A 15,166-nucleotide genomic window follows, 5' to 3' on the forward strand; every position below is an offset into this window, starting at 1 on the left:
GAGAACAGTTCAGGCCAGCATTTCCCGCACCTTGGCCGCGAGCGAATCCATCGCGAAGGGCTTGGTGAGCAGGGCCATGTTCGGATCGAGCTGGCGATTGCCGATCACGGCATTCTCGGCATAGCCGGTGATGAACAGCACGCGCAGATCGGGCAGGAGAGCCAGCGCGCCATCCGCCACCTGACGGCCGTTCATCATCCCCGGCAGCCCGACATCGGTGATGAGCAGATCGACGCGCGCACCCGATTGCAGGACGCGGAGCGCGGACGCGCCATCCCCCGCTTCCAGCGCGGAATGGCCCATCTCGCCCAGCACCTCCATCACCAGCATCCGCACGGTGGGCTCGTCGTCCACGATCAGCACGGTGCGCGAATCGGGATCGCGCGTCTGCGCTTCGAGGCTGGTCTGCGCACCTTCCTCGTCGGGGCCCGCCTCGCCATGATGGCGCGGCAGATAGATGCACACCGTCGTGCCCATCTCCACCTCGGTATAGATGCGCACCTGCCCGCCGGACTGGCGCGCGAAGCCATAGATCATCGACAGGCCCAGCCCCGTGCCCTCGCCGATCGGCTTGGTGGTGTAGAAGGGATCGAAGGCGCGCGCCTGCACTTCGGGCGTCATGCCCGTGCCGGTATCCGTCACGCACAGCGACAGATATTGGCCCGGCTCCAGATCGCGCTCGCGCGCGGCGCGCTGGTCGAGCCATTTGTTCGCCGTCTCGATCGTGATCCGGCCGCCGTTCGGCATCGCGTCGCGCGCGTTGATGCACAGGTTCAGGATCGCATTTTCCAGCTGGTTGGGATCCACCATCGCCGGCCACAGTCCGGCCGCGCCCACCACCTCGACATGCAGATCCGGCCCCACCGTGCGCCGCACCAGATCCTCGATGCCCGAAACCAGCCGGTTGACGTCGACGGGCTTGGGATCGAGCGTCTGGCGGCGCGAGAAAGCGAGCAGCCGGTGCGTGAGCGCCGCCGCCCGGCGCGCGGCGCCCTGCGCGGCCGAGACGTAGCGATCCAGCTCGCCCAGCCGCCCCTGCGCGATCCGCACCTGCATCATCTCGATCGCGCCGGAGATGCCGGTCAGCAGATTGTTGAAATCATGCGCGAGGCCGCCGGTCAGCTGCCCCACCGCCTCCATCTTCTGCGACTGGCGCAGGCTTTCCTCGACCACGATCAGTTCGCGCGTGCGCGCGCTGACCTGCTCTTCCAGCGAGGCGTTGAGCGCCTCCAGCGCCCATTCCACCCGCCGCCGCTCCACCGCCGCGCGCGTGCGCTCGGCCACTTCGCGGATGAAGGCGATCTCCTCCGGGGTCCAGTCGCGCGGCCGATCCTGGTTGACGAACAGGAGCGCGACGAACTTGCCATGCTCGATCAGCGGCAGGTTGACGAGCGCATGGACGTCCAGCGCCTTGGCCATCTCCGCCAGATCGCGCGTGCGCGGATCGACATCGACATTGGTGATCGCCACCGTCTCGCCGGCCTTCAGATCATCGATGAAGCTGCCATAGTCACGGAAATGGAGCGTGGGCGGATAAGGCCCGATGCCCGGCGCACACCATTGCCGCTCCGATGAAATCGTCTCGGCGACCGGATCGATCAGTCCGTAGCCGACGCGGATCGATCCCAGTGTGCGTCCGAGGATCTCCGACGCCGCATGGGCAAGCTCCGCTGCGTCGCCCGACGCGCTCAGGCGGTCGCCCAGCTGCAGCAGAGCCGCCATCCGCAGTTCCGCCGTCTTGCGCGCGTGGATATCGAAGCTGATCCCCGGAAAGCGCAGCGGCGTGCCGTCCGCCGCCATCTCGCAGCGCCCCTGCGCCAGCATCCAGCGCCAGTTGCCGTCGGGCCCGCGCAGCCGATATTCGATCGTGAAGGGATCGCCCGTCGTCATCGCGGCCTGCACGCCCAGCCGCGTCTGCTCGACGTCGTCGGGATGGATGCCGTCGAAATATTCGGCGATCGGCGCGCCCTTCGCCGCACGCTCCGGATCCACGCCGAACAAGGTCGCGGCGCCCACGTCCGCCACGACCCGATCGTTCGGGACGTCCCAGTCCCACACGCCGATGCTGCGTGCGGACGACGGGTCCGCCGCGCTCCGCCGCGCGCCCGCGCCGCGCTCGATCTCCAGCGCGGTCTGCCGGGCGAGCGCCTCCAGCGCCAGCGCCTGCCGCTCCGTCAGCCCCCCGGGCCGGGGCGCGGTATCGATCGCGCACAGGCTGCCGAATGCATGGCCGCCGCGCCCGACCAGGGGAAAGCCCGCATAGAAGCGGATATGCGGCGGATCGGTGACGAGGCTGAAGTCGCGCGTGCGCGGATCGGTGGCGAGATCGGGGATCACGAACAGATCGTCCTGCCGGATCGCCAGCGCGCACACCGACGTCTCGATCGGCGTCTCGTCGACATCGACGCCGCATTTGGCCTTGAACCATTGCCGATCGCGATCGACGAGGCTGACGAGCGCGATCGGCGTGTCGCAGATGGCCGCGACCATCGCCACGATATCGTCGAAGCGCTGCTCCGCCGGCGTATCCAGAATGTTCGCGTCGGCCAGAGCGGCCAGTCTCTGATCTTCCGAGGCGTGCGCCGCCTTGCTCACCCAGTCTTCCATATGAGGCGCATAACGAAGCTCAGGCCCTTCGGCTGCATCAAACTCTGTAAAGAGCCGCACCTCCGTTGAACGCGCGGGAGCATCGCCATAAGCTCGGTTTGGCGGCAGGACGGAGACAGAGATGGCGCTGGAGCTTCGGCCCAATTGTGAATTTTGCGACCGCGATCTGCCGCCGGATGCCACCGAAGCGCGCATCTGCACCTATGAATGCACGTTCTGCGCGGAGTGCGTGGAGACGCGCCTGTTCAACGTCTGCCCCAATTGCGGCGGCGGCTTCGCGCCGCGCCCGATCCGTCCCGCCACCGAATGGCGGCCCGGCCTCTCGGTCGCGCAGCGTCCTCCGTCCACGCAGCGTCGCTCGCTCAACTATTCTCCGGCCGAGATCGAGGCGCTCTCGCTCCGGCTGCGCGATATTCCGCCGGAAAAGCGATAGGCCCCGCGCGCTTCACAAGCGCGGCCCGCTATGCGAGCCATGCGGCATGGATGAGACGGACGAGCAGAAGGCCCGCGCCGCGGCGGCCACGGTGGGGATCGATCTGCCCGAGGCCTGCGTGCCGGGCGTGATCGACAATCTGGCGCTGCTGGCCGCGCACGCCGCCTTGCTCGATCGCTTCCTTGCCGAGCATCCCGACCTGTGAGCCGCCCCGCCGCGAGCATCGCCGCGATCGCCGCCGATGTGCGGGCAGGGAAGCGCAAGGCGGTCGACATCGCCCGCGAGGCGCTCGATCGTCTGCGCGCCGATCCTTGCGTGGCCGTCACCCGCATCCTGTCCGAACGCGCCTTGGCCGAGGCGGAAGCGGTGGATGCGACCGTCGCGGGCGGGGGCGATCCGGGGCCGCTGGCGGGCGTGCCATATGGCGTGAAGGATCTGTTCGACGTGGCGGGCCTGCCGACCACGGCGGGCAATGCGGCGCGGCTGGAGGCGGAGCCCGCCACGCGCGATGCCGAGGCGATCCACCGCCTGCACGCGGCGGGCGCGGTGCTGACCGCCACCCTCAACATGGACGAATTCGCCTACGGCTTCGCCACGATCAACGCCCATTTCGGCACGACCCGCAATCCGCACGATCCCGCGCGGCTGGCCGGTGGCTCCTCCGGCGGATCGGCGGCGGTGGTGGCGGGCGGTCTGCTCCCGCTGGCGCTGGGATCGGACACGAACGGATCGATCCGGATCCCGGCGGCGCTCTGCGGCGTCTACGGACTGAAGCCGACGCATGAGGCGCTGCCGCTGGAGGGCGTCTATCCCTTCGTCGACAGCTTCGACGATATCGGCCCCTTCGCCGCCGACATCGAGGGCCTGCGCCTTGCGACCGAGACGCTGCGTGGCGCCCCGCTCCAGGCCGCCATGCCGCGCAGCATCGCCCTGCTGGGTGGCTGGTTCGCCAGCAATCTCTCGCCCGACATGATCGCCGCGCGGGCCCGCATCGCCGCGCATCTCGGCGCCGGCGAGGCGGAGCTTCCCGCCGTGGATGTCGCGCGCTCTTCCGCCTTCCTGATCACCGCATCCGAGGGCGGGCGCTTCCACGCGCCGATGCTGGCCGATCGCGCGCTGACCTATGATCCGGCCACGCGCGATCGGCTGATCGCGGGCGCCACCCTCTCCTCCGCCATCGTCGCGGATGCGCGGCGCTTCCGCCGGTGGTTTGCGGCGCAGGCCGATGCGCTGTTCGCGGAGTGGGACGTGCTGATCGCGCCCGCCACGCCCTGCGCGGCGCCCCCGATCGCGGACCCGATGATCGCGGTGGGCGGCCAGCGCGTGCCGGCGCGCGCGCATCTCGGCATCCACACCCAGCCGCTCAGCTTCATCGGCCTGCCCTCGCTCGTCGTGCCGCTCCGCGACTGCGGCGCGCTCCCGCTCGGCCTGCAGCTGGTGGGGCCGCCGGGCGGCGAGGCGCGGCTGTTCGCGCTGGCCGCCCGGCTGGAGGCGGACGGGCTCGTCGGCGGGTGGCCAGCGTGCGGCGCGTAAGGGCGGCTTGTAAGGGCAAGGCCGTGTGCTAGACCTTCCCGACAAGGGACGAGAGCCCGGCCGGGAGAGGCGGAGATTGCGATCGGGGGACGGAATTTGGCGACATCGTCGGGGAGTGACCTGGGCTTTACGGGCTGGCTGGAGCGCCGCTTTGGTCTCGCCGAACGCGGCACCGACCTTCGCACCGAGATCGCCGCCGGCACCACCACCTTCCTGACGATGGCCTATATCGTGCTGGTGAACCCGGCGATCCTGGGACAGGCGGGATTGCCCGTCGCCGCCGTCGCCGCCGCCACCTGCTTCGCCGCCGCCTTCGCCAGCATCCTGATGGGCTTCGTCGCCAACGTGCCGCTCGCGCTGGCGCCGGGCATGGGGCTCAACGCCTATTTCAGCTTCACCGTGGTGCAGGGCATGGGCGTGCCCTGGCCGGTGGCGCTGGCCTGCGTGTTCATCTCCGGGCTTTGTTTCCTCGCGCTGACTTTGGGCGGCGTGCGGCAGGCGATCGTGCGTGCGCTGCCGCCGCATCTGCTGGCGGCGACGGCGGGCGGCATCGGCCTGTTCATCGGCTTCATCGGCCTGAAGAATGCGGGCATCGTCGCCTCCTCGCCCGCCACCGCCGTCACGCTGGGCAACCTCCACGCGCCGGGCGCGTGGCTCGCCATCCTCGGTCTGCTCATCATCGCCGGCCTGAGCATCTGGGGCGTGCGCGGCGCGATCCTGATCGGCATCGTCGTCACCACGATCGTCGCCTGGGCTTTGGGCGAAGTCTCGATGACGCCCGCGCCGTATGATCTGGGCGCGATCGCGGGCACCGCCTTCAAGCTGGATTTCGCGGGCGTGCTGGGCTTTGGCGGCAAGGCGGGCCTCGGCGTGTTCGAGATCCTGTTCGTGTTCCTGTTCGTCGATCTGCTCGACAATATCGGCACGCTGGTGGGCGTCACGCGCCGCGCGGGGCTGATCGGCGCGGACGGGGAGATTCCCCGGCTCAACCGCATCCTCGTCGCGGATTCGGTCGCGACGATGGTGGGCGCGGTGGCGGGCACCTCCACCGTCACCTCCTATGTCGAGAGCGCCGCCGGCGTGGAGGCGGGCGGCCGCACCGGGCTCACCGCGATCGTCACCGGCCTGCTCTTCTTCCTCACCATGTTCGTCGCACCCTATGCGCAATTGGTGCCGCTCGCCGCGACGGCCCCCGCACTGATCCTGGTCGGCGCGCTGATGATGGCGCCTTTGGTCGATATCGAGTGGGACGATCCGATGGCGGCGATCCCCGCCTTCCTCACCGTCGCCCTGATCCCGCTGACCTTCTCGATCGCCAACGGCCTCGCCTTCGGCATCACCGCCCATGCCGCGCTCCGCATCCTGCGCGGGCAGGCCGGGCGCAAGGATGCGGCGCTGCTGATCCTCGCCGGCCTGTTCGTGGTTCGCTTCGTCTGGCTCTCGGCCGGCTGATGCTGGAAACGCCGCGCAGCCTTAGGGGGATGGTGACGTCGCCCCACCATCTCGCCAGCCAGGCGGGGCTCGACATATTGAAGGAGGGCGGCAGCGCGATGGAGGTGGCGGTGGCGATGGCCGCGTGTCTGGCGGTCGTCTATCCGCACATGACCGGGATCGGCGGCGACGGCTTCTGGCTGATCGCGGAGCCCGGCGGCGCGGTGCGGGGGATCGACGCCTGCGGCCGCGCGGCATCGGCTGCCGATCTCCCGCTCTACGCCGGGTATGAGACGATCCCCACGCGCGGTCCGCTCGCTGCCAATACGGTCGCCGGCACCGTCTCGGGCTGGCAGGCCGCGCTCACACTGTCCGGCTCGACCCTGCCGCTCGACCGCCTGCTGCGCGATGCGATCCATCATGCCGAGCAGGGCGCGCCCGTCACGCGCAGCTTCACCGAGACGCTCGCCACCAAGCGGCCCGAGCTGGAAGCCCTGCCCGGCTTCCTCGACAGCTACACGGCCGAGGGCACCCGCCTGCGCCAGCCGCGCCTTGCCGAGACACTGCGCCGTATCGCCGCCGAAGGCTGCGAGAGCTTCTATCGAGGCAGTCTCGCCGCCGACATCGCCGCCGATCTGGCCGCCATCGGCAGCCCCGTCGTCGCCGCCGATCTCGCCGCGCACCGCGCGCTGGAGGTGACGCCGCTCTCGGTCGAGGCATTCGGCGCCACCCTGTACAACATGACCCCGCCGACGCAGGGCCTCGCCTCGCTGCTGATCCTCGCCGTGCTGGACCGGCTGGGCGACCTCGGCCCCGAAGACGGCTTTAGCCATCTCCATGCTCTGGTGGAGGCGACCAAGCAGGCCTTCCTGATCCGCGACAAACATGTCGGCGATCCCGATCATATGACGATCGATCCGCAGGCCTTGCTCGACGATGCCGCCGCGCTGGATGCGATCGCCGCGCGGATCGATCCCGCCCGCGCGCTGCCCTGGCCACAACCGCCCTCGGCGGGTGACACGACATGGTTCGGCGCGATCGATGGCGAGGGCCGCGTCGTCAGCGTGATCCAGAGCATCTTCTTCGAATTCGGATCGGGCATGGTGCTGCCGAAGACCGGCATCGTCTGGCAGAACAGAGGCTCCAGCTTCCGGCTGGCCGAAGGCGGCTGGAACCCGCTGCGTCCCGGCGCCAAGCCCTTCCACACGCTCAATCCCGCGCTGGCGCGCTTCGCGGACGGGCGGACGATGGCCTACGGCACGATGGGCGGCGAGGGCCAGCCGCAGACGCAGGCGCAGATCTTCGCGCGCCATGTGATCTACGGCGCGTCGCTGCAGCAGGCGGTGACGGCCCCGCGCTTCCTGCTCGGCCGCACCTGGGGCGAGCAGAGCGTGACGCTGAAGCTGGAGGATCGCTTTCCGGCCGGGACGGTGGCGGCGTTGCGCGCGGCGGGCCACGATGTCGAGATGCTGCCGCCCTTCACCTCGACGATGGGCCACGCCGGGGCGCTGATCCGCCACCCGGACGGCCTGCTGGAAGGCGCGACCGATCCGCGCAGCGACGGTCAGGTGGCGGCATGGTGAGCGCAGCTTCCGGCGCGCGGGCCAAGGCGCGCTGCGATGCGCTGGGCGTGGCCCCCTATAGCGACAGCGAAACCGGCCTGTTCCGCGCTTATCTGACGCCCGCCCATGCCCGCGCGCAGGAAGCGATCGGCGCATGGATGGTCGAGGCCGGGATGAGCGTTCGGCTCGACCCGGCCGCCAATCTGGTCGGCCGCTACGAGGGGAGCGATCCCGCCGCGCCCGCTCTGCTGTTCGGCAGCCATATCGACAGCGTGCGCGATGCCGGCCGCTATGACGGGCCGCTGGGCGTGATGCTCGCGATCGAGCTGGTCGCGCGGCTGAACGAGGCCGGGCGGCGCCTGCCCTTCCCGATCGAGGTGATCGCGTTCGGAGACGAGGAAGGCTCGCGCTTCCCCGCCTCGATGCTGACCAGCCGCGCCGTGGCGGGCACGCTGGAACCCGGAGCGCTGGCCGTGGCGGATCGGAATGGGGTGACGATTGCGGATGCTCTTCGTGCCTTCAATCCTGACGAGGCTAACGACGAAACTGCGATTACTCCGTGGCCCGATCGGCTAGGCATCAGCACCTTCTTTAAAGCCGCCCGTCCCCCCGGCTCGATCCTAGCCTACGTAGAACCCCATATCGAGCAAGGCCCCGTCCTCGAATCCGAAGGACGGGCGGTCGGGACCGTCACCGGCATCGCCGCCCAACTCCGCTATCAGGCGACCATCACCGGCACGGCGGGCCATGCCGGCACCACCGCGATGGGTCTGCGCCGCGACGCGCTGACCGCCGCCGCCGAGATGGTGCTGGCCATCGAGAGCGTGGCGCGCGGCGCGGGCGGCGATGTCGTCGCCACGGTCGGGCGGATGCAGGTCGGCCCCGGTGCGGTCAACGTGATCCCCGGCAAGGTGGACTTTTCGATCGACGTCCGCTCGGGCGACCCCGAGGCGCGCAACGAGGCGGCCGAGCGCATCGTCGACACGATCGCCGACATCGCCGACCGGCGCGGCGTCGATTTCCTGGTGGAGCGCGTGCAGGATCTGCCCGCCGCCCCCTGCGATACCGGGCTGATGGACCTGATGGATCGCGCGATCGCGGCGACCGGCCAGCCGCCGCGCCGTCTGGTTTCGGGCGCGGGGCATGATACGATGGTGATGGCCGCGCTCGCGCCCACGGCGATGCTCTTCATCCGCTGCGAAGGCGGCATCAGCCATAATCCGGCCGAGAGCGTGACGGGCGAGGATTGCGAGGTCGCGCTGGCTGTCCTCACCGCCTTCGTCGACCTGCTGGGAGAAGACTTCGTTGCCTAATTCCTTGGGGCCTGACCTGTTTCGTGAGATCGATCCGCCGCAGCGCCTGCTGATGGGCCCCGGCCCGATCAACGCGCACCCGCGCGTGCTGCGCGCGATGGCGGCCGATCTGCTCGGCCAGTTCGATCCCGAAATGACCGCGTACATGAACGAGGTGATGGCGCTCTATCGCCCGATCTTCGGCACCGACAATCGCTGGACCTTCCTGGTCGACGGCACGGCGCGCGCGGGGATCGAGGCGGCGCTCGTCTCGATGGTGACGCCGGGCTCCAAGGTGCTGGTCGTCCATTTCGGCCGCTTCGGGCTGCTGCTGACCGAGATTCTGGATCGCATCGGTGCGATCGTCGAGATCGTCGAGGCGCCGTGGGGCGAGGTGGTGCCGCTCGACCAGATCGCCCACACGATCGAGCGCTTCGGCCCCAAGGTGGTCGCCACCGTCCACGGCGACACCTCGACCACGATGGCGCAGCCGCTGGAGGGGCTGGGCGACCTCTGCCGCGCGGCGGGCGCGCTGTCCTATGTGGATGCCACCGCCACGATCGGCGGCATGGAGATCGCCGCCGATCGCTGGGGCGTGGACGTGGTGACGGGCGGCCTGCAGAAATGCCTCGGCGGCCCCTCCGGCTCGGCCCCGATCACGATTTCGGAGGCGGCGGCCGAGAAGATCTTCTCCCGCCGCCATGTCGAGCTGGGCCTGCAGACCCCCGGTGGCGCCAGCGAAAATCGCGGGCGGCGGATCGGCTCCAACTATTTCGATCTGGCGATGATCATGGATTACTGGTCGGACAAGCGCCTGAACCATCATACCGAGGCGACGACCATGCTCTACGGCGCGCGCGAATGCGCCCGGATCGTGCTGGGCGAGGGGCTGGAGACGCGCTTCGCCCGCCATGCGAGCGCGGGGCGCGCGATGACGGCGGGCCTGCGCGCGATGGGCCTCACCGTCTATGGCGACGATCGCTATCGCATGACCAACGTGACCGGCGTGCTCATCCCGGAGGGCGTGGACGGCGAGGCCGTGCGCCGCCGGATGCGCGAAGATTTCGAGATCGAGATCGGCACCGCCTTCGGGCCGCTCGCCGGCAGGATCTGGCGGATCGGCGCGATGGGCTACAATGCGATGAAGCATAAGGTGCTGATCACGCTGGGCGCGCTGGAGGCGGCGCTGCGCGCGGAGGGGCATAAGGTGCCGCCGGGTGCGGGCGTGGATGCCGCGCTGGCGGCGTGGGAGGCGTGAGGGGGATGCGGCCCCCTTATTATCCGTTCGTCCTGAGCGTAGTCGAAGGACGGGCTTCAAGCGCCGTCCTTTGCAGCACGTCCTTCGACTGCGCTCAGGACGAACGGGAGTTGGGGTGCGCGCGCCTCCCGCAAGCGGGAGGCGCTTAAGTGACCCGCGACTTGGTCGGTTACGGCGCCACCCCGCCCGCCGCGCACTGGCCGGACGGGGCGCGCATCGCCGTCCAGTTCGTGATCAATTATGAGGAAGGCGCGGAGAACAGCGTCCTCAACGGCGACGAACGCTCCGAGGCCTTCCTCTCCGAAATGGTCGGCGCCGCTGCGCACCCGGCGCGCGCGATGGCGATGGAGAGCCTCTACGAATATGGCAGCCGCACCGGCTTCTGGCGGCTCCACCGGCTCTTCACCGAACGCGCCACGCCCGTCACCGTCTTCGGCGTGGCCAAGGCGCTGGAGACGAACCCCGAAGCCGTCGCCGCGATGCAGGCGGCCGACTGGGAAATCGCCAGCCACGGGCTGCGCTGGATCGATTACCAATATGTCCCCGAGGAGGTGGAACGCGCGCATATCGCCGAGGCGATCGCGCTGCACACCCGCGTCACAGGTGCCCGCCCGCTCGGCTGGTATCAGGGCCGCACCTCGCCCAACACCGCGCGTCTCGTCGCGGAGGAAGGCGGCTTCCTCTACGACGCGGACAGCTATGCGGACGATGTGCCTTATTGGGACCGCCAGCATGGCCGCGCGCAATTGATCGTGCCCTACACGCTCGACGTGAACGACATGAAGTTCGTCGCGCTCAACGGCTTCACCGCACCCGATCAGTTCTTCGCCTACCTGCGCGACACGTTCGAACAGCTCCGCGCCGAGGGCGGTCGCATGATGTCGATCGGCCTGCACGGCCGCATCGCCGGCAAGCCCGCGCGCGCCGCCGCCGTGGTGCGCTTCCTCGATCATGTGATCGCCAGCGGCGACGCCTGGATCGCCCGCCGCATCGACATCGCCCGCCACTGGATGGAGGTTCACCCGGCATGATCTACAACGATCCCGATACCGTCGCCGCCGTCCGCAAGGCGTTCGACGCCTATGAGGCGGCCTTGATGGCGGACGATGTCGCCGCGATGGACGCGCTGTTCCACCATGCCGACACCACCGTCCGCTACGGCGTGGGCGAGGTGCTGTATGGCATCGACGAGATACGCGCCTTCCGCAAAGGCCGCGGCGGCTCCCCCCAGCGCGTGCTGGAACGCGTGGAGATCGCGACCTTCGACACCGACCTCGCCATCGCCAATGCCGAATTCCGGCGCAGGGACGATCCCCGGCGCGGCCGCCAGAGCCAGACCTGGGTGCGCTTCGAGGATGGCTGGAAGGTCGTCTCCGCGCACATCTCGATGGAAGGAGGCCATTCGTGAGGATCGAGGAGATCAACGCGCTCCCGCCCGACGCCTTCGTCGCCAGGTTCGGCTTCCTGTTCGAACATAGCCCGTGGATCGTGCGCGAGGCCGCTGCCCGCCGCCCCTTCGCGCATATCGTGGATATGGAAAATGCGATGGCGGCGGTGGTGGCCGGGGCCGCGCATATCGATCAGCTGAAATTGCTGCGCGCCCACCCGGAACTGGCCGGCAAGGCCGCGATCGACAAGACGCTGACCCACGCCTCCAACGAGGAACAGGCCTCAGCCGGGCTCGACCGACTGACGGAGGCGGAGTTCGACCGCTTCCACGATCTGAACCGCCGCTATCGCGACCGCTTCGGTTTCCCCTTCATCATCTGCGTGCGGCTGACCGACAAGGCCGGGATCCTTGGCCAGATGGAGGCGCGGCTGGGCCATACGGAAACCGAGGAGATCGCGACGGCACTCGCGGAGATCGGCAAGATCGTCCATCTCCGCCTGCGGGACGCGCTGGCGTGAGCAAGTCCTACACCCCACCCGTTCGTGCTGAGCGAAGTCGAAGCACGGGCTCCGAACGGTGCCGCCTGAAGCCCGTCCTTCGACTTCGCTCAGGACGAACGGTTTATGACGTGAGGACGGAGGCATGAGCCTCGCCGCGCTGGAGCAGCGCGTGCGCGAGGATCTCGCCGCGCTCGATCATGGCAAGCCTACGTGGGTGAGCCCGCGCGACGGCGTGCAGGATGTCGTGATCGTCGGCGGCGGCCAGTCCGGGCTCGGCGCGGCCTTCGGGCTGATGCGCGAGCGCATCTCCAACATCCTCGTGATCGACGAGAATCCGGCGGGCTATGAAGGCCCGTGGGACACCTATGCGCGCATGATCACGCTGCGCACGCCCAAGTGGATCACCTCGATCGACCTCGGCGTGCCGAGCCTCACCTTCCGCTCTTATTGGGAGGCGCGCGCGGGCAAGGCGGCGTGGGAGGCGATCGACAAGATCCCCCGTCGCGACTGGATGGACTATCTGCGCTGGTATCGCGCCGTGCTGGACCTGCCGGTGCGCAACGAGACGAAGCTGACCCGGATCGAGCCGCTGGAAGGCGGCGTGCATCGGCTGCATGTCGAGGGTGCCGGCGCGCCCGAAGGCGGCGTGATCCTCGCGCGCAAGGTGGTGCTGGCGACGGGCATTCAGGGCGGCGGCGAATGGCATGTGCCGGGCTTCATCCGCGCGAGCCTGCCCGCCGAGCGTTACGCCCACACATCGGAAGCGATCGATTTCGAGGCCCTTCAGGGCGCGCGCATCGCGATCCTGGGCGGCGGCGCCTCGGCGTTCGACAATGCCCAGCATGCGCTGGCCGAGGGCGCGGCCGAGGCGCATGTGTTCCTGCGCCGGAAGGAGATGCCGCGCGTCAATCCGATCCGCTTCATGGAAGGCTCAGGGCTGATCGGCCGCTTCGCCGCGCTGGACGACGCCGGCAAATATGAGGTGATGGAGAGCTTCTTCCGCCGCAACCAGCCCCCCACCAACGACACGTTCGGCCGCGCCGCCGCGTATCCGGGCTTCGCGCTGCACCTGGGCGAGCCGTGGGAGAGCGTGCGCGAGGAAGGCGACGCCGTGATCGTCGAGACGCCCAAGGGCGCCTATCCGTTCGATTTCCTGATCCTCTCCACCGGCCTGATGACCGATCCGAAATTGCGCCCGGAACTGGCCGATCTGGCGGACGACATCCTCCGCTGGCGCGACCGCCATGTGCCGCCGGCCGATCTCGCCAATCCGCTGATCGACGCGCACCCCTATCTGGGCTCCGGCTTCGAGATGCAGGGGCGCGACGCCGAGGCGCAGGCGCGCGTCCACGGCCTGTTCGCGTTCAACTATTCGGCGCTGATCAGCCTCGGCCTTTCGGCCGCCGCTCTGTCCGGCCTCAAATATGCAATCCCGCGCCTCGTGGAAGGGATCGCCCGACAGATCTTCCTGGATGACCGGGAGCAGATATTGGGCGATTATCATGCCTATGCGGAGGTGGAATTCGGGGGCGACCTCTCCGCCGGGGAGGTGCTGCCATGAGCCTTTCGACCCATGTGCTGGACACCACCCACGGCCGGCCGGCGGCGGGCGTCGCCTTCTTCCTCGTGCTGGCCGACGAGATCATCTTCCGGGGCTATACGGATGCGGACGGCCGCTGCCCCGACCTGAAGGGAATGAGCTTCCAGCGCGGCCGCTATACGTTGAGCTTCGCGGTGGCGGACTATTTCCGGGGGCTGGGGCTCGATCTGCCCGATCCGCCCTTCCTCGACCGCGTCCGCATCGATTTCGGCATTTCCGACGAGGCGGCGCATTATCACGTGCCCCTGCTCGTCTCGCCCTACAGTTACTCCACCTATCGGGGGAGTTGAGGGCTTGGGGCCGGTTTGCGAAATGCGAGGAAGATCGCATTTCGAGGCGGCACCGGCCCGCACCCCCACCCGGCCGCCCAAACAGAGTATCCTGGATGGGCGGTCGGGTGGGGGTGCGGGCCGGCCGTAAGGCGCATCCTCACGAAATGAAGAAGCGGCTCAGCCCCATTTCGCGCAGGCCACGCCGGTAGATCATCGAGCTCATGTCGGCCGGGATGTGCGCCTCCATCGTCGGATCGAGCGGCAGGCATTCGGGCATCTGCGCCTCGACGATCGCCTTGTCCTCCTCGAACACGCGCAGGTTGAAATCATAGACGTCCTGCACCGGCAGATCGGTGTCGAAATTGCGCGCCATCGGCGCGAACAGGCGCGTCACCCGCGCGGAGACGGGCGAGGCCGCGTTCATGATGACGAGCCGATCCGTGCCGGGGAAATGGATTTCCAGCGTCGCGGTGAAGGGCAGATGGCAGCGGAAATGGCGCAGCCAGTTGAAGCCCGGCACGCCGCGCCCCTCCACCCCGATCGGATAATTGCCGACCGTGCTCCAATATTCCGCCTCGAAGCCGGTATCGGTGCGCTTGGGCGTATAGTTGGGTACCTCGGCATTGTTCGCATCGCCGAACGTGGCGGTGTGGACGAAGGCGAAGTGGGCGACGTCGAGGAAGCCCTCCATCTGCCGCCCGGCAAAGCCGAAGATATCGATCCACGGGCACACGATCTGCTGGAATGCGGGCTCGTCCCAATGCGGCATGTCGACGACCTCGCCCGGCTGCGGCGCCGAGGCCGACGGGCGCAGGCAGGTCCAGATCAGGCCGTAGCGCTCGACATGCGGGAAGGTGGCGAGGTGCATGCGCTGGGGAATGTCCCGCGTCGGATGCGCGGGCACATGGGTGCAGCGCCCGCCCGCCCCGAATTTCAGGCCGTGATAGGCGCAGACGACGCCGCTTTCGGTCTGCGTCCCCATGCTCAGCGGAACGCCGCGATGCGGGCAGATGTCGGGCGCCACCACGGTCTCGCCATTCGCGCGATAGATGACGAGCGGCTGATCGAGCAATTTCGTGCGCACGGGCGCCTCGCCCACCTCGCGTACCAGCGCGATCGGATACCAGTGGCGGGCGAGGATCGCCCAATCCTCGGGCTCGAACGTGCAGTTGCGCGGCAGCACGATGTCGTTCGTCGAGTCCAGTGCGGTCGCCAATGCTGATCTCCGGTTCGGGTCTTTCCACCCTGCGGCGCTTGACATGCGGGATCAAACGCATTGATTTCCACG

14 protein-coding genes are annotated in these 15,166 nt (G+C 68.9%); 12 read left to right on the top strand and 2 right to left on the bottom strand.

Features of this window, described 5'->3' with window-relative positions:
• Window positions 1–9: 9 nt before the first annotated feature.
• Window positions 10–2,595, bottom strand: coding sequence for a GAF domain-containing protein (locus HL653_RS02460; RefSeq protein WP_171743105.1), 2,586 nt, complete (start codon window positions 2,593–2,595; stop codon window positions 10–12).
• A gap of 133 nt (window positions 2,596–2,728) precedes the next feature.
• Between HL653_RS02460 and HL653_RS02465 the strand changes: the two genes are divergently transcribed.
• The 12 genes from HL653_RS02465 to uraH all read left to right on the top strand — a co-directional run bounded on the left by HL653_RS02465 (window position 2,729) and on the right by uraH (window position 13,896).
• The gene (locus HL653_RS02465) at window positions 2,729–3,040 is read left to right on the top strand and encodes a DUF1272 domain-containing protein (protein ID WP_171743106.1); all 312 of its coding nucleotides are present in this window, start codon (window positions 2,729–2,731) and stop codon (window positions 3,038–3,040) included.
• Between the two features lie 46 nt (window positions 3,041–3,086).
• Entirely contained in the window at window positions 3,087–3,245 is a 159-nt protein-coding gene (locus HL653_RS02470) for an AtzG-like protein (protein ID WP_171743107.1), read from the top strand.
• Window positions 3,242–4,573 carry an AtzE family amidohydrolase gene (locus tag HL653_RS02475; protein WP_171743108.1) on the top strand — a complete coding sequence of 444 codons (1,332 nt, stop codon included), beginning with the start codon at window positions 3,242–3,244 and terminating at the stop codon, window positions 4,571–4,573. Before HL653_RS02470 ends, HL653_RS02475 begins: the two co-directional genes overlap by 4 nt.
• Before the next feature lie 96 nt (window positions 4,574–4,669).
• Window positions 4,670–6,025 (top strand): NCS2 family permease, encoded by a 1,356-nt coding sequence (locus HL653_RS02480; RefSeq protein ID WP_171743109.1) that lies wholly within the window; start codon window positions 4,670–4,672, stop codon window positions 6,023–6,025.
• Window positions 6,025–7,587, top strand: a complete 1,563-nt coding sequence (locus HL653_RS02485; RefSeq protein WP_171743110.1) for a gamma-glutamyltransferase family protein — start codon at window positions 6,025–6,027, stop codon at window positions 7,585–7,587. The genes HL653_RS02480 and HL653_RS02485 overlap by 1 nt, the downstream gene beginning before the upstream one ends.
• Entirely contained in the window at window positions 7,581–8,879 is a 1,299-nt protein-coding gene (locus tag HL653_RS02490; RefSeq protein WP_171743111.1) for an allantoate amidohydrolase, read from the top strand. Before HL653_RS02485 ends, HL653_RS02490 begins: the two co-directional genes overlap by 7 nt.
• A gap of 52 nt (window positions 8,880–8,931) precedes the next feature.
• Window positions 8,932–10,116, top strand: a complete 1,185-nt coding sequence (locus HL653_RS02495; RefSeq protein ID WP_171746734.1) for an alanine--glyoxylate aminotransferase family protein — start codon at window positions 8,932–8,934, stop codon at window positions 10,114–10,116.
• 149 nt (window positions 10,117–10,265) lie between these two features.
• On the top strand, window positions 10,266–11,147 hold the full coding sequence (gene puuE / locus HL653_RS02500; RefSeq protein ID WP_171743112.1) for an allantoinase PuuE: 882 nt from the start codon (window positions 10,266–10,268) through the stop codon (window positions 11,145–11,147).
• The gene (gene hpxZ, locus HL653_RS02505; RefSeq protein ID WP_171743113.1) at window positions 11,144–11,524 is read left to right on the top strand and encodes an oxalurate catabolism protein HpxZ; all 381 of its coding nucleotides are present in this window, start codon (window positions 11,144–11,146) and stop codon (window positions 11,522–11,524) included. The genes puuE and hpxZ overlap by 4 nt, the downstream gene beginning before the upstream one ends.
• Window positions 11,521–12,024, top strand: a complete 504-nt coding sequence (gene uraD, locus HL653_RS02510; protein WP_171743114.1) for a 2-oxo-4-hydroxy-4-carboxy-5-ureidoimidazoline decarboxylase — start codon at window positions 11,521–11,523, stop codon at window positions 12,022–12,024. Before hpxZ ends, uraD begins: the two co-directional genes overlap by 4 nt.
• Before the next feature lie 124 nt (window positions 12,025–12,148).
• Window positions 12,149–13,567 (top strand): NAD(P)-binding domain-containing protein, encoded by a 1,419-nt coding sequence (locus tag HL653_RS02515; RefSeq protein WP_171743115.1) that lies wholly within the window; start codon window positions 12,149–12,151, stop codon window positions 13,565–13,567.
• Complete coding sequence (uraH, locus tag HL653_RS02520) at window positions 13,564–13,896, top strand: hydroxyisourate hydrolase (RefSeq protein ID WP_171743116.1); 333 nt, start codon at window positions 13,564–13,566, stop codon at window positions 13,894–13,896. Before HL653_RS02515 ends, uraH begins: the two co-directional genes overlap by 4 nt.
• Window positions 13,897–14,035: 139 nt before the next feature.
• On the opposite strand, the gene HL653_RS02525 is transcribed toward uraH, so the two are convergent.
• The gene (locus HL653_RS02525) at window positions 14,036–15,094 is read right to left on the bottom strand and encodes an aromatic ring-hydroxylating dioxygenase subunit alpha (RefSeq protein WP_301337950.1); all 1,059 of its coding nucleotides are present in this window, start codon (window positions 15,092–15,094) and stop codon (window positions 14,036–14,038) included.
• Between the last annotated feature and the right edge of the window lie 72 nt (window positions 15,095–15,166).

The sequence above is a fragment of the Sphingomonas sp. AP4-R1 genome, assembly GCF_013113735.1.
In the GTDB taxonomy this organism is placed as follows: Bacteria; Pseudomonadota; Alphaproteobacteria; order Sphingomonadales; family Sphingomonadaceae; genus Sphingomonas_I.